At 70.6% G+C, this 17,813-nt stretch carries 17 protein-coding genes; 6 read left to right on the forward strand and 11 right to left on the reverse strand.

Features of this window, described 5'->3' with window-relative positions; all coding sequences use genetic code 11:
• Positions 1–19: 19 nt before the first annotated feature.
• The 4 genes from U8525_RS20640 to rplU form a co-directional block, all read right to left on the reverse strand.
• Positions 20–703 carry a TrmH family RNA methyltransferase gene (locus tag U8525_RS20640; RefSeq protein ID WP_374267997.1) on the reverse strand — a complete coding sequence of 228 codons (684 nt, stop codon included), beginning with the start codon at positions 701–703 and terminating at the stop codon, positions 20–22.
• A gap of 4 nt (positions 704–707) precedes the next feature.
• Positions 708–2,066: a GTPase ObgE gene (obgE, locus tag U8525_RS20645; RefSeq protein WP_374267998.1), complete on the reverse strand. Its 1,359-nt coding sequence runs from the start codon at positions 2,064–2,066 to the stop codon at positions 708–710.
• A 128-nt stretch (positions 2,067–2,194) separates the two neighbouring features.
• Positions 2,195–2,470 (reverse strand): 50S ribosomal protein L27, encoded by a 276-nt coding sequence (gene rpmA / locus U8525_RS20650; protein ID WP_014394223.1) that lies wholly within the window; start codon positions 2,468–2,470, stop codon positions 2,195–2,197.
• 46 nt (positions 2,471–2,516) lie between these two features.
• Positions 2,517–2,825 (reverse strand): 50S ribosomal protein L21, encoded by a 309-nt coding sequence (gene rplU / locus U8525_RS20655; protein ID WP_014394222.1) that lies wholly within the window; start codon positions 2,823–2,825, stop codon positions 2,517–2,519.
• Positions 2,826–3,097: 272 nt separating this feature from the next.
• Here rplU and U8525_RS20660 point away from each other — a divergent pair, with 272 nt between their 5' ends.
• Positions 3,098–3,463 carry a hypothetical protein gene (locus tag U8525_RS20660; RefSeq protein WP_374267999.1) on the forward strand — a complete coding sequence of 122 codons (366 nt, stop codon included), beginning with the start codon at positions 3,098–3,100 and terminating at the stop codon, positions 3,461–3,463.
• Positions 3,464–3,494: 31 nt separating this feature from the next.
• Here U8525_RS20660 and U8525_RS20665 read toward each other — a convergent pair whose 3' ends face one another.
• Positions 3,495–5,531: a protein kinase gene (locus tag U8525_RS20665; protein ID WP_374268000.1), complete on the reverse strand. Its 2,037-nt coding sequence runs from the start codon at positions 5,529–5,531 to the stop codon at positions 3,495–3,497.
• A gap of 174 nt (positions 5,532–5,705) precedes the next feature.
• Here U8525_RS20665 and U8525_RS20670 point away from each other — a divergent pair, with 174 nt between their 5' ends.
• The gene (locus U8525_RS20670; RefSeq protein ID WP_374268001.1) at positions 5,706–6,668 is read left to right on the forward strand and encodes an isopenicillin N synthase family dioxygenase; all 963 of its coding nucleotides are present in this window, start codon (positions 5,706–5,708) and stop codon (positions 6,666–6,668) included.
• On the opposite strand, the gene U8525_RS20675 is transcribed toward U8525_RS20670, so the two are convergent.
• Complete coding sequence (locus U8525_RS20675; RefSeq protein ID WP_374268002.1) at positions 6,661–7,599, reverse strand: hypothetical protein; 939 nt, start codon at positions 7,597–7,599, stop codon at positions 6,661–6,663. The genes U8525_RS20670 and U8525_RS20675 overlap by 8 nt on opposite strands.
• A 104-nt stretch (positions 7,600–7,703) precedes the next feature.
• Between U8525_RS20675 and U8525_RS20680 the strand changes: the two genes are divergently transcribed.
• A complete protein-coding gene (locus U8525_RS20680; RefSeq protein WP_374268003.1) occupies positions 7,704–8,741 on the forward strand; it encodes a carbon-nitrogen hydrolase family protein in 1,038 nt (345 codons plus the stop codon).
• Here the strand turns inward: U8525_RS20680 and gatB are convergent.
• From gatB to U8525_RS20700, 4 genes are read right to left on the reverse strand one after another with little or no spacing between them, the layout of a single operon-like run.
• Positions 8,738–10,183: an Asp-tRNA(Asn)/Glu-tRNA(Gln) amidotransferase subunit GatB gene (gene gatB, locus U8525_RS20685; RefSeq protein ID WP_374268004.1), complete on the reverse strand. Its 1,446-nt coding sequence runs from the start codon at positions 10,181–10,183 to the stop codon at positions 8,738–8,740. The two genes, U8525_RS20680 and gatB, sit on opposite strands and share 4 nt — an antisense overlap.
• A gap of 27 nt (positions 10,184–10,210) precedes the next feature.
• On the reverse strand, positions 10,211–11,674 hold the full coding sequence (gene gatA / locus U8525_RS20690; RefSeq protein WP_374268005.1) for an Asp-tRNA(Asn)/Glu-tRNA(Gln) amidotransferase subunit GatA: 1,464 nt from the start codon (positions 11,672–11,674) through the stop codon (positions 10,211–10,213).
• A gap of 6 nt (positions 11,675–11,680) precedes the next feature.
• A complete protein-coding gene (gene gatC / locus U8525_RS20695) occupies positions 11,681–11,968 on the reverse strand; it encodes an Asp-tRNA(Asn)/Glu-tRNA(Gln) amidotransferase subunit GatC (RefSeq protein ID WP_120523770.1) in 288 nt (95 codons plus the stop codon).
• A gap of 31 nt (positions 11,969–11,999) precedes the next feature.
• Complete coding sequence (locus U8525_RS20700; RefSeq protein ID WP_374268006.1) at positions 12,000–12,347, reverse strand: zf-TFIIB domain-containing protein; 348 nt, start codon at positions 12,345–12,347, stop codon at positions 12,000–12,002.
• A gap of 190 nt (positions 12,348–12,537) precedes the next feature.
• On the opposite strand from U8525_RS20700, the gene U8525_RS20705 reads away from it, so the two are divergent.
• The 3 genes from U8525_RS20705 (at position 12,538) to U8525_RS20715 (ending at position 17,296) form a co-directional block, all read left to right on the forward strand.
• Positions 12,538–15,618 carry a DNA translocase FtsK 4TM domain-containing protein gene (locus U8525_RS20705; protein ID WP_374268007.1) on the forward strand — a complete coding sequence of 1,027 codons (3,081 nt, stop codon included), beginning with the start codon at positions 12,538–12,540 and terminating at the stop codon, positions 15,616–15,618.
• 121 nt (positions 15,619–15,739) lie between these two features.
• Complete coding sequence (locus U8525_RS20710; RefSeq protein WP_374268008.1) at positions 15,740–16,024, forward strand: antibiotic biosynthesis monooxygenase; 285 nt, start codon at positions 15,740–15,742, stop codon at positions 16,022–16,024.
• 42 nt (positions 16,025–16,066) lie between these two features.
• Positions 16,067–17,296 carry a class I SAM-dependent RNA methyltransferase gene (locus U8525_RS20715; protein WP_374268009.1) on the forward strand — a complete coding sequence of 410 codons (1,230 nt, stop codon included), beginning with the start codon at positions 16,067–16,069 and terminating at the stop codon, positions 17,294–17,296.
• On the opposite strand, the gene plsY is transcribed toward U8525_RS20715, so the two are convergent.
• The gene (plsY, locus tag U8525_RS20720) at positions 17,222–17,800 is read right to left on the reverse strand and encodes a glycerol-3-phosphate 1-O-acyltransferase PlsY (protein ID WP_374268010.1); all 579 of its coding nucleotides are present in this window, start codon (positions 17,798–17,800) and stop codon (positions 17,222–17,224) included. The genes U8525_RS20715 and plsY overlap by 75 nt on opposite strands.
• Between the last annotated feature and the right edge of the window lie 13 nt (positions 17,801–17,813).

The raw sequence follows: 17,813 nt of genomic DNA on the forward strand, positions 1-17,813 counted from the left end.
GCCCCCGGGGGACCGGCATTCACCGCTGTGTGGCTTTGACCAGACGCTTCCGCTGCTTCACGCCCAGCAGGTAGAAGCGCTCCCGCAGCTCCTGGGCCTCCGTGGGCGTCAGGTCTCCGGAGCCCCCCGCCAGGTGCTCGTCCCTCCAGGCGACCGCCCGGGTGATGCTGGCGGACGCCGCCGCGGAGATGTTCAGGCTCTGGCTGAAGCCCTTCATGGGCACCCAGAAGGTGCCATCCACGCCGGTGAGGACGTCGTCGCTCACGCCGTAGCGCTCGTTGCCGAACACCATGGCGAACTTGGTGTCGAAGCGCAGGCTGTAGAGGTTGGTGGCACCCTCGCGCAGCGCTGACGCGTAGAGGCTGAAGCCCCGCCCCTTCAGGTGCTCACGGCACTCCGCGAACGTCTTGTAGAGGTGCACGTCCAACCACTTGTCGCAGCCCTGCGCCACCCGCGAGTTGGGGATGAAGGGCGCCTCCGGGTTGATGACGACGTGCACCTCCTGCACGCCCATGGACTCGCAGGTGCGCAGCACCGCCGCCATGTTGAAGTTGTCCTCCAGCCGGTCGAGCACCACCACGAAGTTGCGCGTGCGCTGGCTGACGACGCGGTCGATCTTCTCCTTCCGCACGTCGAGCAGGAACTGCTCCGGCTCGACGGCTTCGCGCTCGAACCTCTCGTAGCGGGGGCCTCCACCAGCCATCGACTCAGCGCCTCCCGCCGGACTTCTTCGCCGGAGCCTTCCGGGCGGCCTTCTTCGCCGACGCCTTGGCGACGACCTTCTTCACTGGCGCCTTGCGCACCGCCTTCTTCACTGGTGCCTTGCGCACCGCCTTCTTCACTGGTGCCTTGCGCACTACCTTCTTCGCAACGGGCTTGCGCGGGGTCTTCTTCGCGGCGGCCTTCTTCGCCACGGGCTTGCGCGGGGTCTTCTTCGCGACGACCTTCTTCGCCGCCCCCTTGCGCGCCGTCTTCTTCGCGGGCGCCTTGGTTGCAACCTTTGTCGCCGAAACCTTCGTGGCAGCCTTCTTCGCCGGAGCCTCGACGTGGAGCTTGTCGGTGCGGCCGGTGAAGAGCACCTCCGCCACCGCGTCCATCAGGGGCTGCATGCCCTCACCCGTGGCACAGGACACCGGGAACACGCGGATGCCCCGGCGTCGCAGCGCCTCCGTGAAGGGCCCCAGCCGCTCGCGGCCCTCCGTGAGGTCCTGCTTGTTGGCGGCCACCACCTGCGGCTTGTTGGCCAGCTCCGCGCTGTACTTCTTCAGCTCCGCGTTGAGGATGTCGAAGTCGTCCAGCGGACTGCGGCCCTCGCCCTCGGCGCCCATGTCGATGAGGTGCACCAGCACCTTGCAGCGCTCCACGTGGCGCAGGAACTGGTGGCCCAGGCCCACGCCCTCACTGGCGCCCTCGATGATGCCGGGGATGTCCGCCATGACGAAGGACAGGTTGTCCTTGTACTGGACCATGCCCAGGTTCGGCACGAGCGTGGTGAACGGGTAGTCCGCCACCTTCGGCCGCGCCCGGCTCACCCGCGAGATGAACGTGCTCTTGCCCGCGTTGGGGAAGCCCAGCAGGCCCACGTCCGCCAGCAGCTTCAGCTCCAGCCGCAGCGTGATCTCCTCGCCCTTCGTGCCGTCCTGCGCGAAGCGCGGCGTCTGGCGCGTGGAGGTCGCGAAGTTCATGTTGCCCAGGCCGCCCCGGCCGCCCTTGGCCGCCACGAAGCGCTGGCCCGGATCGCTCAGGTCCACCAGCAGCTCGCCCGTCTGCTCGTCGCGGATCAGCGTGCCCACCGGCACCTGGAGCACCAGGTCCTCGGCGCCATGGCCGTTGCAGTCGCTGCCCATGCCGTGCTCGCCGCTCTTCGCCCGGTGGTGCTGCTGGTAGCGGTAGTCCAGGAGCGTGGTCAGCTGCGGGTTCGCCACGAACACCACGGAGCCGCCGTTGCCGCCGTCCCCGCCATTGGGACCGCCGCGCTCGATGAACTTCTCCCGCCGGAAGGCCACGGCGCCGTTCCCACCGTCTCCCGCCTTCACGTAGATGCGTACTTCGTCGACGAACTTCATGGGGCGACTGCCCTCCTGGAAAAACACAAAGCGGGCCGTCCTCGCGTCCGCCCGTTCCCAAGGGAACGGAGGACCGGGAACGACCCGCTCGGTAATGCCCGGGCCCTGGGTCGCCCCAGGGCCACAGACTAGGCGCTCGCCTGCTCGGCGGCGGCCGGGTACACCGACACCTTCTTCTTGTCGCGGCCGAGGCGCTCGTACTTCACCACGCCGTCCACCGTCGAGAAGAGGGTGAAGTCGCGACCGAGCTTCACGTTCGTGCCCGGGTGGATGACCGTGCCGACCTGGCGGACGAGGATGCTGCCCGCCGTGATGGTCTCACCGCCGTACACCTTCACACCACGGTACTGCGGGTTGGAATCACGCCCGTTGCGCGAAGAACCCTGACCTTTTTTATGGGCCATGACACCTGCTCCTTGAAGTTCGTGTGGGGAATGCCCGGAAAGACGGCTAGCCGGAGATCGAGGTGACCTTCACCTCGGTGTACGGCTGGCGGTGGCCACGGCGACGGGTCCAGCCTTCCTTCTCCTTCCGGAAGTGCAGGACGCGGCGGTGCTTGTCCTGCGCCAGCACCTTGCCCACGACCTTCGCGCCCGCCACCGTCGGCTGGCCCACCTTCGGGCTCTCCGAGCCGCCCAGCAGCAGGACCTCGGTGAACGAGACCTCGGCGCCGATATCACCGGCGATCTTCTCGATCCGGACCACGTCGCCCTCGGCGACGCGGTACTGCTTTCCGCCCGTGCGAATGACTGCGTACATCGTCGAACCCCTGTCAGCTTCGGGTTGGTTCAACCCATGGAATCCAACGCGCATTTCGGACGGCGGACCGCCCGGCGCGCTAAAAGACGGCGGGACTTACGAGAAACCCGGGGGGGAGTCAAGGCAGTTGGCGGATCAACCCGGCCCCCGGCTCCCTATTTGCTTTTGAATAGGACCCCCGGAATAAAGTCCACTGGACCGCAGACGCGCGCCCACTAGGATGCGCGCGGTTGCTTTCCACCTGTACCTCATCCCCGAGGGGGAGAACCATCATGAAGAAGATCCTGTTCGGTCTGGCCGCCATGGCTTCACTTTCGCTCACCGCTTGCGGCGGCAACGTCTGTGACGACACCTCCGACGCGTTCGACAGCCTGATCGACAAGGTCGAGGAGTGCGGCATCCCGACGACCGGCTTCGAGAAGCCGACGGACGAGGACATCGACTCCTGCAAGGAGGCCCTGGACTCCTGCAGCGACGCGGACAAGGACAAGCTGAGCGAGTACGCGGACTGCCTGAAGGACGTGAAGGGCTGCTCCGACAAGACCCAGGCCGAGCAGGAGGCGTTCGGTGAGCGCCTGGCGTCCTGCGTCAGCAAGCTCTCCGGCGTGAGCGCCGCCTGCAACGTGAGCGGCGAGTAGTCGTCGCCTTTCCGCGGCCCTCGCCGTGGACTCAGGGCCCGGTTCCCTCCCCAGGGAATCGGGCCCTTTCATTTCGGACGTGGGCCAGCCGCGCCCCCAGCGCCCGGCCCACCACGCGGCGGCGCTGCTGGTACTCCCATTCCAGCGGATCCAGCTCCAGGCCCCGCTCGTAGGCCTCCAGGGCCCGCTGGAGCTGGCCGTCCCGCTCCAGGGCGCTTCCTGTGAGGAAGTGTACCCGCGCGGTGCCCACCGCCTGGGGCTGCTCGGCCAGGAACTCGCGGCGCAGGGCGTCCGTCTGGAGCGCGGTGAGGCCCGCCTCCAGGCACCGCGCCACGCCCCGGGCATTGCCCAGCCGGGCGTCGTAGCGGGCCCGGCGCTGCGGCACGCCCAGGGTGTCGCCCGCGTTCCTCACGCGGATCAGCATGGACTCCAGGCGCGAGCGCTGCCCGCGCGACAGGGGCCGCTGCCGGAGCTCGGACAGGGCGCTCCACAGCTCGCGCGCCCGCTCCCGCGCGGGCTCCAGCTCCACGTCCGGCGGCAGCCCCAGCACGGTGTAGTGGGTGCCCTCCGCGGCCAGCTGATCGCGCCACAGCGCCAGGACGCGCTCGGCCTCCGCGTCGTCCGGGAGCTCCCGGGGCGCGGGGGGCGGCGAGGTCAGGACGCCGGCGAGGTGCTGCTCCACCCGGACCTTCAGCGCGGTGGACGGCGCGATGAACTGCACGCCGAAGCCTGGGCTCATGCTCCAGACCCGGGCCTGCTCGGGCGAGACGTGGCGCACCACCTCGCACATGACGGACAGCGGCCCCGTGGAGAGGGGCAACACCACCTGGACCTGGGCGAACAGCGGGGGCAGCTCACCGATGGCGTGCAGGAACACGCCCCCGCGCGTCAGGTCCGAGCCGGTGAAGGCCCGGGGCTGCGCGCCGGGGTGCAGCACCACCTGCACGGGCACCGGGAGCGTCTTCCCTCCGGACGCACCCGGGGGCTCCAGCGGAGGGGTGCGCCGAGGCCCCACGGGCATCCCCGGAGGAGCCCTCGCCGGCGTGGGACGGGGTGGGTCCGCGGCCCCGCGCGCCGGAGGCGTCCGCGCGGCCAGGGCCTGCTCCAGCGCGGCGCGCAGGGCGAGCGCGTGGGGAAAGCGCTCCTCCGGGCTCTTCGCCAGCGCGCGCAGCACCACCGCCTCCAGCGCGGCCGGCACCGAGGGGCAGATGGAGCGAGGGGCTGGAGGCCGCCGCGTCTGGTGCGCAACGAGCTGGGCGGTGAGCCCCTCGTCGGGAAAGGGCAGCCGCCCGGTGAGCAACTGGTAGGCGATGACGCCCACCGCGTACAGGTCCGCGCGGCCATCCAGGCGCCGGCTCAGGGACTGCTCCGGGGCCATGTACTCCGGCGTCCCCACGATGATGCCCGCCACCGTCTCCGGCATGCTCGCGTCCACCAGCTTCGCGATGCCGAAGTCGAGCACCTTCACGAACGGCATCCCCCGCCCGCGCTTCACCAGGAAGATGTTGTCCGGCTTCAGGTCGCGGTGGACGATGCCCCGCGCGTGCGCCGCATGCAGCGCGTCACACACCTGGGTCAGCATGGGCACCACCGCCCCGGCCGACATCGCCGTCCCCACCCACGCCGACAGCGGCGCGCCCTCCAGGAACTCCATGATGAGGTAGGGCCGGGGCGCCGTGGCGTTGAGGTCGAAGATGCTGACGATGTTCTCGTGCCCGATGAGGTTCACCGCCCGGGCCTCGGCGTGGAAGCGCTGCACCAGCTCCGGGTAGCGCGTCAGGTGCTCGTGCAGCACCTTCACCGCCACGCGGCTGCCAATGGACACGTGCTCGGCCAGGTAGACGGACCCCATCCCGCCCCGGCCCACCCGGCGCACCAGCCGGAAGCTGCCCAGCTGGGTCCCCAGCAGCGGATCCACCTCCTCCACCAGGGCCACGGCGGCCGGCGCCTCCGGGGTCCCGCCCGCGCCGCTCCCCGCCTCCCGGACGAGCGTGTCGCACGACGCCTCCGCGCCATGTCCCCGCCCGCACGCAGAGCACGTGCGCTCGTTCCTCGCGACTTCGGCCATACCACCCCCCTGGCCAATTTCCTGCCCAATCTGCACATCCAGGAAGCCCGGCATCCACTGCCAACAAGGGTGGATGTCGCAAAGTGCGGGGGCATCCAGCCCTGGGGCCAGGGTGACGGTTGGGCGGCGGACTGCGACGTGTCAGGAAGGTGTCACGCGGGTAGGATGCGCGGCATGTCCCGCTCGGCTCGACGCATTCCCACCGTGAACCTGTCCCACTACCGCTCCGGCACTCCCGAGGAGCGGGCCCGCTTCGTCCAGGTGTTTGGCGACGCACTCAAGGAGTTCGGCTTCGTGACCGTGGAGGGCCACGGTGTCGACGACGCGCTCATCCGCAGCACGTACGCGGACGTGGAGCGCTTCTTCCAACTGCCGGAGTCCACCAAGTCGCGCTACGCGGTGCCGGAGCGTCCGGGGCAGCGGGGCTTCATGGCGTTTGGCCAGGAGCACGCGAAGAACCGCAAGGTGGGGGACCTGAAGGAGTTCTGGCACGTGGGCCGCGAGCTGCCCGTGGACCACCCCTACCGCGAGGACTACGGCCCCAACGTGTGGCCGGAGGAGGTGCCCACCTTCCGCGAGCACACGCTGACGCTCTACCGGGAGCTGGACGGCGCGGCGACGGTGATGCTCCAGGCGCTGGCGGAGTACCTGGGCATCGAGCGCAACACGCTCAGCGACATGACGGTGGACGGCAACTCGGTGCTGCGGCTCATCCACTATCCGCCGCTGAAGGACCGCTTCATCCCGGGCGCGGTGCGCGCCGCGGAGCACGAGGACATCAACTTCATCACGCTCCTGTGCGAGGGCACGGCCGGCGGCCTGGAGCTGCTCACGCGCGACGGCGAGTGGATCCCCGTGGACACGCTGCGTGGCCAGATCGTCGTGGACTCGGGCGACATGCTCAGCCGGGTGATGAACGGCGTCATCCCGTCCACCACGCACCGGGTGGTGAACCCGCCCAGCCTGGAGCAGGACACGGTGCGCTACTCCATGCCCTTCTTCGTGCACCCGTTCTCCGACTGCATCCTGAAGCCGCTGCCGCAGACGGAGACGCCGGACAACCCCGCGCGCCACCCGCCCATCACCGCGGACGCGTTCCTCAAGCAGCGCCTGCGCGAGCTGGGCTTCCTCAAGTAGCCGCCGCCCGGGAGATCAGCGCCTCCATCGGCACGCGGAAGTGGCGAGCCCCTTCCGCGCCATGGAGCCAGGGCCCCCGGCCCCTGAGCCACGAGGGCCGCCACGGGCGGCCCGTCTCGTCCGTGAGCACCACGCGGGCGACGGGGGCCAGGCGCTGGTGGCCCCGGTCGTACAGCGTGAAGAGCTGGAGCTGGCAGGCATCGTCATCGTCGCCCACGAACAGGACGTGCGTGTCGCTGACGACGATGGCGTGCGCGCCCCGCACCGGTGACTGCCAGACCGTGGAGGGCTGACCGGACCGCATGCGCACGAGCGGGAAGTCCGTGTAGCTGTAGAACCAGGTCTCCTGCTCCGAAGCGACGTTGAGCGCGTAGCAGTCCACGATGCGCTGGGACACCGCCATCCGCACCCCGCGCTCCTGCCGCTGCCCCAGCGCATCGAAGCACGCCAGGCCGTCCTCGCCGATGGGCCGCCGTGTTCCCTTGCCGCCCCAGCCCCGGTTGCCGATGACGCCTTCGTCGAAGTAGCTCACCCAGACCTGCCCGTCAGAGGTCGTCTGCACGTCAGCGATGTCGTCGCCCAGGGTCAGCTCCCGGAGCACCGCGCCTTCCGGTGAATAGACGTGGGCGTTGCGCTCATGCTGCTGCTCGGAGAGGTAGCGGCACCGCGCGTTCACGAGCAGCACCTCGCCGCCGGGGAGCGGCTGGACGGAGTGGAAGTCCGGGGAATCGCGAGGCAGCGTGAACCGCTCCCAGGTATCCCAGGCGTCCGCGAAGTGGAGGACCTCATCGCCCTCGCCCTCCCCGTCCATGAGCCACCACACGCTGTTGTCGGGCGCCCCGCCCCAGGCCTTCGCCTCGCGGGCCGCGAGCGACTCCGTCGTGTCGACGAATGGGTGCACTTCGACGTCGAGCGTCCTCACCATGTGCATCGCGGCCTCCGGGGAGCGGCTCGACGGTGACGCTGCCGGAACCTGACGTTCCCCCGACCGTGAGGCTCGCGCCATCCAGGGGCCGATGCCATCCTCATGGCACCGTGGCCACCGCCCTCGACCTGTTCGCCGTCCAGCCGCGCGTCGCGCTCGACGACTATGCCTCGCAGGAGACATTCGCCGCGCGCCACCGGGCGCTCGCTGCCCGTGTGGACGCGCTGCGTGCCCGGGACGCGTCGGGCCAGCCGTTGAACCCCGCGCTCGCCGTCTGGCCGGAGATGGTGGGCGCGGCGCTGGGGCTGATGGGGCACCTGCCGCGCGTGCGCCGCCGCAAGACGACGCATGGCGCGATGACGCGCGTGGCGCTCGCGGAGTGGCTCGGCATGTTCCGCACGTGGAGCGCCTTCCACCCGCCGACGCTGAAGGAATGCCTCTACGCCACGGTGGCGCCCCGCGTGCACCGGGCCATGTACGAGACCTTCTCCTGCATCGCGCGGGACTTCGGGCTGTGGGTGGTGGCCGGCAGCGCGCTCCTGCCCATGAACCGCCTGGGCCCGGACACGCCCGAGTACGAGCCCGCGGGCGCGCGCACCTTCAACACCAGCTACACGTTCTCGCCGGACGGGCACTGCGTGGGCGTCACGCGCAAGGTGAACCTGGTGCCCACGCAGGAGGACGTGCTGCACCTGAGCCCGGGCCGCCCGGAGGACCTGCCCGTGCTGGACACGCCCTTCGGGAAGCTGGGCACGCTCGTCTGCTACGACGGCTTTCGCGAACCCCACACGTCCGGCGAGCCCTGGTTCGTGCCGTGCGCGCAGTACCTGGACGCGCTGGGCGTGGAGGTGCTCGCGCAGCCCTCCGCCAACGCGTGGAGCTGGGATGGGCCCTGGGCCTTCAACGCGCCCGGCGAGACGCAGCTGCGCAGCGAGCAGTGGTTCAACGAGGGCCTCTTCACGCAGCTGCGCACCCTGAAGCACGTGCGCTACGCAGTGAGCCCACAGCTCACCGGCGGCTTCTTCGACAACACCTTCGAGGCGCCCTCGCTCATCCTGGAGCGCCGGGGGCCAGACGACGTGCACGTGCTCGCCCAATCCGCGGATCCGCGCGGCGAGGACGTGCTCCACGTCACCGTGCCTCGCTAATCCCCCAACTTCTTCTTGAGCAGCTCGTTGACGAGGCCGGGGTTGCCCTTGCCCTTCATGGCCTTCATCACCTGACCCACGAAGAAGCCGTACACGCTCTTCTTGCCGGCCTTGTACTTCTCCACCTCGCCCGCGTTCTTCGCGAGGATGTCGTCCACCACCGCCTCGACGGCGCCCACGTCGCGCACCTGCGCCAGGCCCTTCTCCGCGATGATGTCCGCGGGCGCGCGGCCCGTGCGGAACATCTCCCCGAGCACGTCCTTCGCCGCGTTCGCGGACACCGTGCCCTTCTCCACCGTGGTCAGCAGCTCGCCCAGCTGCGCCGGGGTGAAGCGCAGCGCGGAGACGGGCGTGCCCTCCTCCTTGAGCAGGCGGCTCAGCTCCCCCAGGAACCAGTTGGAGAGCTTCTTCGCGTCGGAGACGTGCTTCGCGCAGGCCTCGAAGAAGTCCGCCAGCGGGCGCTCGGCGGTGAGGATGCGCGCGTCGTAGGCCGGCAGGCCGTACTCACCCATGAAGCGCGTGCGCCTGGCGCGCGGCAGCTCTGGCAGCGCCTGCCGCTGCGCGTCCCGCAGCGCGTCCGACACGAGGAGCGGCGGCAGGTCCGGCTCCGGGAAGTAGCGGTAGTCATGCGCGTCCTCCTTGGAGCGCATGGACCGGGTGACGCCCTTGTTCACGTCCCAGAGGCGCGTCTCCTGGTCCACCTTGCCGCCGGACTCGATGACGTCCACCTGGCGCGCGGCCTCGTACTCGATGGCCTGCTTGAGGAAGCGGAACGAGTTGAGGTTCTTCAGCTCGCAGCGCTGGCCGAACGTGGTGGAGCCCTTGGGCATCACCGACACGTTGGCGTCGCAGCGGAAGCTGCCCTCCTCCAGGTTGCCGTCGTTGACGCCCAGGTATACCAGCACGTCGCGCAGCGCCTTGAGGTACTCCACCGCCTCGTCGGCGTCGCGCAGGTCCGGCTCGCTGACGATCTCCATCAGCGGTACGCCCGCGCGGTTCAGGTCCACCAGGCTCTGGCCCGCGGACGCGGACGCGTCATGGATGCTCTTGCCCGCGTCCTCCTCCAGGTGGATGCGCCGCACGCGCACCTTCTTCTCACCGGAGGGCGTGTCGATGATCAGCTCGCCCCACTTGCAGATGGGCTGATCATACTGGGTGATCTGATAGCCCTTGGGCAGGTCCGGGTAGAAGTAGTTCTTCCGGCTCCACACGCTCGTGGGCTTCACCGTGCACCCGAGCGCCAGGCCCGTGCGCACCGCGTACTCCACCACGCGCTGGTTGAGCACCGGCAGCACGCCGGGCATGCCCAGGCACACCGGGCAGGTGTGGTGGTTGGGCTCCGCGCCGAACGCGGTAGAGCAGCCGCAGAAGATCTTGGACTGCGTGAGCAGCTGCGCGTGGACCTCGAGGCCGATGACCGTCTGGAAGTCGCTCAGGGGCATGGCGGTGTCACCCTTGTCTCGCGCCCGCTAGACGGGGGCGGCGCGGCGGAAGAAGTCGTGCTCGCGCTCGAACGCGCGGGCGATGCGGAGCAGGCGGGCCTCGTCGAAGGGGCGCCCCAACAGCTGCATGCCGATGGGCAGTCCGCCTTGAGTGAAGCCGCACGGCACGGACAGGCCGGGCAGGCCCGCCAGGTTGCACGGCAGCGTGTAGACGTCCATCAGGTACATGGACAGCGGGTCGTCCACCTTCGCGCCCAGCTTGAACGCCGGCACCGGCGACGTGGGCGACACGATGGCGTCCACCTGCTGGAACACCTTCGTGAAGTCCTCGCGGATGAGCGTGCGGACCTTCTGCGCGCGCAGGTAGTACGCGTCGTAGTAGCCGGCGGACAGCGCGTAGGTGCCCAGCATGATGCGGCGCTTCACCTCCGCGCCGAAGCCCTGGCCTCGCGTCTGCGTATACAGCTCCTTGAGCCCGCGCGCGTCCCTGGCCCGCTGGCCGTAGCGGATGCCGTCGTAGCGGGCCAGGTTGCTGGACGCCTCCGACGACGCCAGCAGGTAGTACGTCGCCAGCGCGTACTTCGTGTGCGGCAGCGACACGTCCACCAGCGTCGCGCCCAGCTTCTCCAGCGCCTCCAGCGACGCGCGCAGCGCGCCCGCCACCTCCGGGTCCATGCCCTCCGCGAAGTACTCGCGCGGCACGCCCAGCTTGAGGCCGCGCACGCCGTCCTCCAGCCCCGTGAGGCAGTCCGGCGCCTCCACGTCCGCGGAGGTGGAGTCCAGCGGATCATGCCGCGCGATGAGCTGGAAGAGCGCCGCGGTGTCCCCCACCGTTCGCGCCATGGGGCCCGGCTGATCCAACGACGAGGCGAAGGCGATGACGCCGTAGCGCGACACCCTGCCATACGTGGGCTTGAGCCCCACGGTGTTGGTGAGCGCCGCAGGCTGGCGGATGGAGCCGCCCGTGTCGGTGCCCAGCGCGCCGAACACCTCGCGCGCCGCCACCGCCGCGGCCGAGCCGCCGGACGAGCCGCCCGGCGTGCGCGTCAGGTCCCACGGGTTGTGGGTCGGGAAGGACGCGCTCGACTCGTTGGACGAGCCCATGGCGAACTCGTCCATGTTCAGCTTGCCCACGAGCGGCAGGCCCGCCTCCTTCAGCAGGCGCACCACGGTGGCGTCATAGGGCGGGACGAAGCCCTCCAGGATGCGCGAGGCGCAGGTGGTCTCCACGCCCTCCGTGAGGAAGATGTCCTTGAGGCCCACGGGCACGCCGTCCAGCGCGCTCAGCGGGCTGCCGGCCTGGCGGCGCGCGTCGCTGGCCTCGGCCGCCTTCAGCGCCCCGGCCTCGTCCACGCGCAGGAAGGCGCGCACCTTCGGGTCCACCTGGGCGATGCGCTGGAGGCTCGCGCGCGTGGCCTCCACGGAGGACACCTCGCGCGAAGCCAGCTTCGCCGCCAGCTCCAGCATCGACAGGTCGGTGAGCGACGACATGGCGGGCTACTCCAGGATCTTCGGGACCGCGAAGGCGGTGCCCACCTTCGCCGGCGCGTTGGCGAGCCCCGCTTCCGGGGGCAGCGACGGGCGCAGCACGTCCTCGCGCAGCAGCGAGGACGCGAGCGTCGCGTGGGAGGTGGGCTCCACCTGGCTCACGTCGAGCGCCTCCAGCTCCGCCACCGCGTCCAGGACCGCGGACAACTGGGTGGCGTAGCGCTCCTCCTCCTGCGGCGTCAGCGACAGCCGCGCCAGGGTGGCGACGTGCCGGACCTGCTCGAGTGTGAGGGCCATGGGGAAGCCTCCTTCCTCCGGACTCGGGGGGCTACGGAGACGGCGGCGTGCGCTTGAACAGGTTGAGGATGGCGCCCATCACCTTGCCGCTGCCCTCGTGGCCGTGCTGCTTGATGACCTGCTCCAGCTCGCCCGCGTCCAGCCAGACGCCGTGGCAGTTGAAGCAGCTCTCCAGCTCCACGTCGCCCTGCTTCAGCGTCTGCAGGTCCATGCCGCACTTGGGGCACTTCATGTAGTGCAGCTGCTTGAGCGCTTCGCGCTGCTGGGCGGCCAGCTCCTGGGACTGCTGGAGGGCCAGCTTGCGCTTGGCTTCAATCTCCTCGCGCGCGAAGTAGTCGTCTTCGTTGTGGGAGGGCTTGTCAGGGGTCACGTTGGACATGGTCTTGGGTTCTCCTTGGCGGCGGGCACCATACCCTCTCGCCGCGGGGACGCGCCCGAAATGTAGGCCCCGTCCCGCCCCCTCGGACACCTGCCGGAAAATTGACCCCGCCCCCTCCCTCCCTATTCTCGCCGGGCGGATTGCTACAGCTCGCTACGCGGCTGGAATCGGGCAGAGGGAACAGGGGTCCATGACAGCGGCCAAGAAGGGTGGTCGGGCGGAGAAGGCGGTGCTCTCCCGGCAGGAGATCGCGACGCGTCGCAAGGCGCTCGCGAACAAGCGGATGAAGGCGCCGGGCGCGGCCAGCCCCGCCAAACGGGCGCTCGTCGGCGTCTTCATCCTGGCCGCCTCGTCGCTGGCCTTGCTGGCGGTCGCCACGTTCGACGCGCATGACCGGGTGGGGCCCGGCTTCCACAACGCGGTGGGCCCCATGGGCCACCTCATCGCGGAGACCCTGCGCGGCGCGCTGGGCGTGTGCGCCTACCTCATCCCCGTGGGTGGCATCTACACCGCCGTGGTGCTCTTCGTGGGCAACCGCGACCGGCGCCGCATGCCGCAGGTCATCTCCCTGGCGCTGCTGACGTGCAGCGTGTCCGTGCTCGCGCAGCTCATGTTCGCCAAGGACAAGGGCTGGGCCCACCCGCCCGGCGGCGCGCTGGGCGCGAGCCTGGGCGGCCTGATGGAGGGGATGTTCTCCACCGTCGGCACCATCATCCTCGTCACCGCCATCAGCGCGGCGGCGCTCATCGTGGGCACCCAGTACACGTTCTTCAAGCTGTGCTCGCTGGTGTGGGCCGGCCTCACCGTCCTGGGCCGCCGCGTCTCCGAGGCCGCGCACGTCTTCTGGGAGCAGCAGAAGGTCAACTACGCGGCCCGCCAGGAGCGGCTCGCGCAGGAGCGGGAAGAGGAGGCCGCGTTCCTCGCGGAGCTGGAGGCCGAGGAGGAGGAGCTCTCCGAGGCCGAGCGCCTGGCCGCGGAGGCCGAGGCCGCGGAGGCCGAGGCCCTGGCCGAGGAGGCCGTGCGCCTGGCGAAGCAGGCGGAGAAGGAGCAGGTCGCCAACGCGAAGAAGGCGCTCAAGGAGCAGAAGGAGCGCGAGAAGCTGGAGAAGAAGCTCACCCGCGAGGAGCCGTCCGAGGACGAGGCGAGCGACGACGCCTCCGAGGAGCAGCCCTCGCTGCCGCCCGAGCGCCGCCAGCCGGGCGCCGACCCGGCCTGGGCCGCGTCCTTCCTCGCGCCCCAGCCGCAGCTGCCCGCCAGCGCGGACGCTGGCGAGCCGCCGCGCCGCGCGCGCAAGACGCCGCAGATCGTCACCCCGCCCTCCGGGCCCTCCACGCCTCCGGTGCCCGCCGCGTCGCTCGCGCCTCCGGCCGCCGAGCCCGCCGCGAAGCCCGTGGCCGCGGAGAAGCAGCCCGCCGCCGCGCCGGGCAGCGCCCTCGTCCCCGCGCCGCCCGCCGCGCTGGCGCGCATGCCGCTCATCGTGGAGCCCAAGGCGCCGCCCAAGCCCACCGCCGTGAAGCGGCCGCAGGACCAGTTCGAGTTCGTGGGCGACCGCAAGAGCTTCTCCCTGCCGCCGCTGGACGTGCTGGAGGCGGACAAGAAGGAGCGCTCCGCGCTGGACAAGGACGCGTTCCTCGTCACGGCGGAGAAGCTGCGCGCGAAGCTGGCGGACTTCGGCATCGTGGGCGAGGTGGTCGAAATCCGCCCCGGCCCCGTCGTCACCATGTACGAGTTCCTGCCCGGGCCCGGCATCAAGGTCAGCAAGATCGCCGCGCTCCAGGACGACCTGGCCATGGCCATGGAGGCCATGCGCGTGCGCATCGTCGCCCCCATCCCCGGCAAGGGCGTGGTGGGCATCGAGGTGCCCAACCGCGACCGTGAGACGGTGTTCCTCAAGGAGATCGCGGAGCAGGACACGTTCCAGAAGAGCAGCAGCAAGCTGTCCATGTGCGTGGGCAAGGACATCGAGGGCATGCCGTACGTGCTCGACCTGGCCAAGGCCCCCCACCTGCTCATCGCGGGCACCACCGGCTCCGGCAAGTCCGTGGCGGTGAACTCCATGATCATGAGCATCCTCCTCAAGGCCACGCCGGAGGAGGTCCGCTTCATCATGGTGGACCCGAAGATGCTGGAGCTCTCCGTCTACGAGGGCATCCCGCACCTGCTGCTCCCCGTCGTCACCGACCCCAAGAAGGCCGCGCTCGCGCTGCGCTGGGCGGTGGAGGAGATGGAGCGCCGCTACCAGATGCTGTCCGAGGCGGGCGTGCGCAACATCGCCGGCTTCAACAAGCTGGTGGAGACGCAGGCGTCCGAGGAGAAGCCCGCCGCCGCGCCCGCCGCGAAGAAGAAGTCCAAGCCCAAGAAGATGCTCGTCGTGGACGTGGAGGGCAGCACCGTCCCCGCGGCCCCCGCCTCCGCCAGCGACGGGCTGGGCGTGGCCATGCCGCGCGAGGACGACGACGAGCTGCGTGAGGCCATCGTCTCCGAGCCCGCCCCCACCCTGGAGGCCGACGGCGAGGAGGACGCGGAGTTCGAGGAGGACGGCGAGGCCGCCGCTCCGGCGGAGGCCGCCTCCACGGAGAAGAAGGAGCTCAAGAAGCTGCCGTACATCGTCGTCATCATCGACGAGCTCGCGGACCTGATGATGGTCGCCAGCCGCGAGGTGGAGACGTACGTGGCGCGCCTCGCGCAGATGGCGCGCGCGGCCGGCATCCACCTGATGGTCGCGACCCAGCGTCCGTCCACGGACGTCGTCACGGGCATCATCAAGGCCAACTTCCCCACGCGCATCAGCTTCATGCTGCGCTCGAAGCCGGACTCGATGACGATCCTGGGCACGGTGGGCGCGGAGGCCCTCCTGGGCATGGGCGACATGCTGATCATGCCGCCCACGAGCGCCCACCTTCAGCGCGTGCACGGCGCCTTCGTCTCCGAGCACGAGATCAAGAAGGCGGTGGACCATCTCAAGGCCCAGGGCAAGCCCGTCTTCGACGAGTCCATCCTCAAGCCGCGCGACGAGGAGGGCGAGGGCGGCGGTGGCGAGGAGGACGAGCTGTCCGACGAGCTCTACGACCAGGCGCTCGCGGCGGTCAGCGAGATGCGCTCCGTCTCCATCTCCATGCTCCAGCGCAAGATGCGCATCGGCTACAACCGGGCGGCGCGCATGATCGAGCGCATGGAGCGCGACGGCGTGGTGGGCCCCGCGGACGGCGCCAAGCCCCGCGAGGTGCTGCTGCGCGGCCTGGGCGAGATGCCCGGCGCCGGGGCGATGTAGCCCGCCGACACCGCTTCGAGGCCCCGGGAACGGCCCTTCCGCTCCCGGGCGCTTCTCCCCTCGGGGGCGCCACGGGAGCCGCTTCCGGGCGCCCCCGTTCTTCTTTTTTCCGGACGGCCGAATGATTGTCGCCATCTCCCGCTTCCGCGCGTCCCCCGAGGAGGCGGACGGCTGGGTCCACCGCCTCCAGGAGCGCTCGCGGCGCGTGGACGGGCACGCGGGCTTCCTGGGCCTGGAGGTGCTGCGCTCGTTCGAGCGCTCGCCTGAAATCCTGCTCGTCACCCGCTGGAAGGACCGGGACGCCATGCGGGCCTACTTCCAGTCGGAGGACTTCCAGCGGGCGAAGGCGGCCAGCGCATCCCAGGAGGACGCCACCTTCACGATGTATGAGGTCGTGGCCACCTGAGCAGTTCCCAATCGCCTCGGGGTCGTCTAAGGGCGGTGCACCATGGCCGAACGTCTTGCCCTATTCGCCACCGCCGCGCGCGGCACCGAGGACCTGCTCGCCGAGGAGCTGAAGGAGCTCGGCGCGAAGCGCATCCGCCAGGACCGGGGCGGCGTGCGCTTCATGGCCGCGCTCGACGAGGCGCTCAACGTCTGCCTCTGGTCCCGCATCGCCATGCGCGTCCTCTACCCGCTGGGCGAGTTCGACGCGCCCGGCGCGCAGGGGCTCTACGACGCGGTGGCCAGCGTGCCGTGGGAGGAGCACCTCACGACGAACGTGACGTTCGCGGTGGACGCGAACCTGAAGGACACCCAACACGCGCACTCCGGCTTCGTGGCGCTGAAGGTGAAGGACGCCATCGTGGACCGGCTGCGCGACAAGCTGGGCGCGCGGCCGGACGTGGACACGCGCAACCCGGACGTGTCCGTGGTGGCGCACCTGGTGAAGGACAAGCTGTCCCTCTCCCTGGACCTGTGCGGAGAGCCGCTGCACCGGCGCGGCTACCGCGTGCGCCCCACGCCCGCGCCCCTGAAGGAGAACCTGGCCGCGGCCCTGCTGCGCGCGGCGGGCTACACCGGCACGGAGGCGCTGGTGGACCCCATGTGCGGCTCGGGCACCCTCGTCATCGAGGGCGGCCTCATCGCGCGCAGGCGGGCCCCCGGCATCGGCCGCGGCTTCGCGGTGGAGCGCTGGCCGCACCTGGGACCGCGCGCCAAGGAGCTGCTCGCGGACCTGCGCGCGGACGCGCGGCGCAACGAGCGCAAGGTGGAGGTCCCCATCCTCGGCTTCGACAAGAGCGACGAGGCCCTGGAGGCCGCCGACCGCAACGTGAAGGCGGCGCGGCTGGGCGAGGAGATCAAGCTCGCGGAAGGCGACGCGACGAAGCTCCCTCCCCTGCCGGAAGGCGGCGGGCTCGTCCTCACCAACCCGCCCTACGGAGACCGGCTCGGCTCCGGCGGGCAGAAGGGCATGAAGACCTTCTACTTCAAGCTGGGGGACTCCCTGCGCGCGCTGCCGGGCTGGCGCGTCTGGGTGCTGTCCGGCAACCCCGCCTTCGAGAGCGCCTTCCACGCGCGCCCCATGGCCCGGCGCGACGTGTGGAACGGCCCCATCCCCTGCACGCTGCTGGGCTACCGCGCCCCGCCGCTGCCGCCCGGCTCAAAGCCGGTGCTCGGTGCGCCGGGCGAGCCGCTGGAGGTTGCTCCGGTGCGTCCAGAGCATCAGGACGAATAGCCCCGCGGTGAGCAGCACGTACTCGCGCGCGGGCGCGGTGAGGAACGCGGTGGCGATGGCGACCACCGCCGCGGACAGCGAGCCCACGGAGCTCACGCGCCACCGGGCCACCACCAGCCCGTAGATGATGGCCCCGGCGAGCGCCGCCTGGGGCACCAGCACCACCAGCACGCCCAGCGCGGTGGCCACGCCCTTGCCGCCCTTGAGCTTGAGCCACACCGGGTACACGTGCCCCAGCACCGCGGCCAGCCCCACCAGCGCGTGCGCGAGCGCGTCCCCGGGCAGGTAATGCACGGCCAGCCCCACGGGCAAGACGGCCTTGAGCGCGTCCAGCAGCAGCACCACCGCGCCCAGCTTCTTGCCGGCGACGCGCGTGACGTTGGTGGCGCCGATGTTGCCGCTGCCGCTGGCGCGCACGTCCACCCCGCGCAGCCACCGCGTCAGCAGCACGCCGAACGGGACGGAGCCGCAGAGGTAGCCCAGCAGGAGGAAGGCGGAGAGCACGGAAGAGGACAGG

Source organism: Corallococcus sp. RDP092CA (assembly GCF_041903675.1).
Classification (GTDB): Bacteria; Myxococcota; Myxococcia; order Myxococcales; family Myxococcaceae; genus Corallococcus.

What these genes read in the sequence shown, in the direction of transcription:
- U8525_RS20640 (WP_374267997.1), bottom strand. Translation starts at nt 703, where the DNA reads ATGGCTGGTGGAGGCCCCCGCTACGAGAGGTTCGAGCGCGAAGCCGTC.
- obgE (WP_374267998.1), bottom strand. Translation starts at nt 2,066, where the DNA reads ATGAAGTTCGTCGACGAAGTACGCATCTACGTGAAGGCGGGAGACGGT.
- rpmA (WP_014394223.1), bottom strand. Translation starts at nt 2,470, where the DNA reads ATGGCCCATAAAAAAGGTCAGGGTTCTTCGCGCAACGGGCGTGATTCC.
- rplU (WP_014394222.1), bottom strand. Translation starts at nt 2,825, where the DNA reads ATGTACGCAGTCATTCGCACGGGCGGAAAGCAGTACCGCGTCGCCGAG.
- U8525_RS20660 (WP_374267999.1), top strand. Translation starts at nt 3,098, where the DNA reads ATGAAGAAGATCCTGTTCGGTCTGGCCGCCATGGCTTCACTTTCGCTC.
- U8525_RS20665 (WP_374268000.1), bottom strand. Translation starts at nt 5,531, where the DNA reads ATGGCCGAAGTCGCGAGGAACGAGCGCACGTGCTCTGCGTGCGGGCGG.
- U8525_RS20670 (WP_374268001.1), top strand. Translation starts at nt 5,706, where the DNA reads ATGTCCCGCTCGGCTCGACGCATTCCCACCGTGAACCTGTCCCACTAC.
- U8525_RS20675 (WP_374268002.1), bottom strand. Translation starts at nt 7,599, where the DNA reads ATGCACATGGTGAGGACGCTCGACGTCGAAGTGCACCCATTCGTCGAC.
- gatB (WP_374268004.1), bottom strand. Translation starts at nt 10,183, where the DNA reads ATGCCCCTGAGCGACTTCCAGACGGTCATCGGCCTCGAGGTCCACGCG.
- gatA (WP_374268005.1), bottom strand. Translation starts at nt 11,674, where the DNA reads ATGTCGTCGCTCACCGACCTGTCGATGCTGGAGCTGGCGGCGAAGCTG.
- gatC (WP_120523770.1), bottom strand. Translation starts at nt 11,968, where the DNA reads ATGGCCCTCACACTCGAGCAGGTCCGGCACGTCGCCACCCTGGCGCGG.
- U8525_RS20700 (WP_374268006.1), bottom strand. Translation starts at nt 12,347, where the DNA reads ATGTCCAACGTGACCCCTGACAAGCCCTCCCACAACGAAGACGACTAC.
- U8525_RS20705 (WP_374268007.1), top strand. Translation starts at nt 12,538, where the DNA reads ATGACAGCGGCCAAGAAGGGTGGTCGGGCGGAGAAGGCGGTGCTCTCC.
- U8525_RS20710 (WP_374268008.1), top strand. Translation starts at nt 15,740, where the DNA reads ATGATTGTCGCCATCTCCCGCTTCCGCGCGTCCCCCGAGGAGGCGGAC.
- U8525_RS20715 (WP_374268009.1), top strand. Translation starts at nt 16,067, where the DNA reads ATGGCCGAACGTCTTGCCCTATTCGCCACCGCCGCGCGCGGCACCGAG.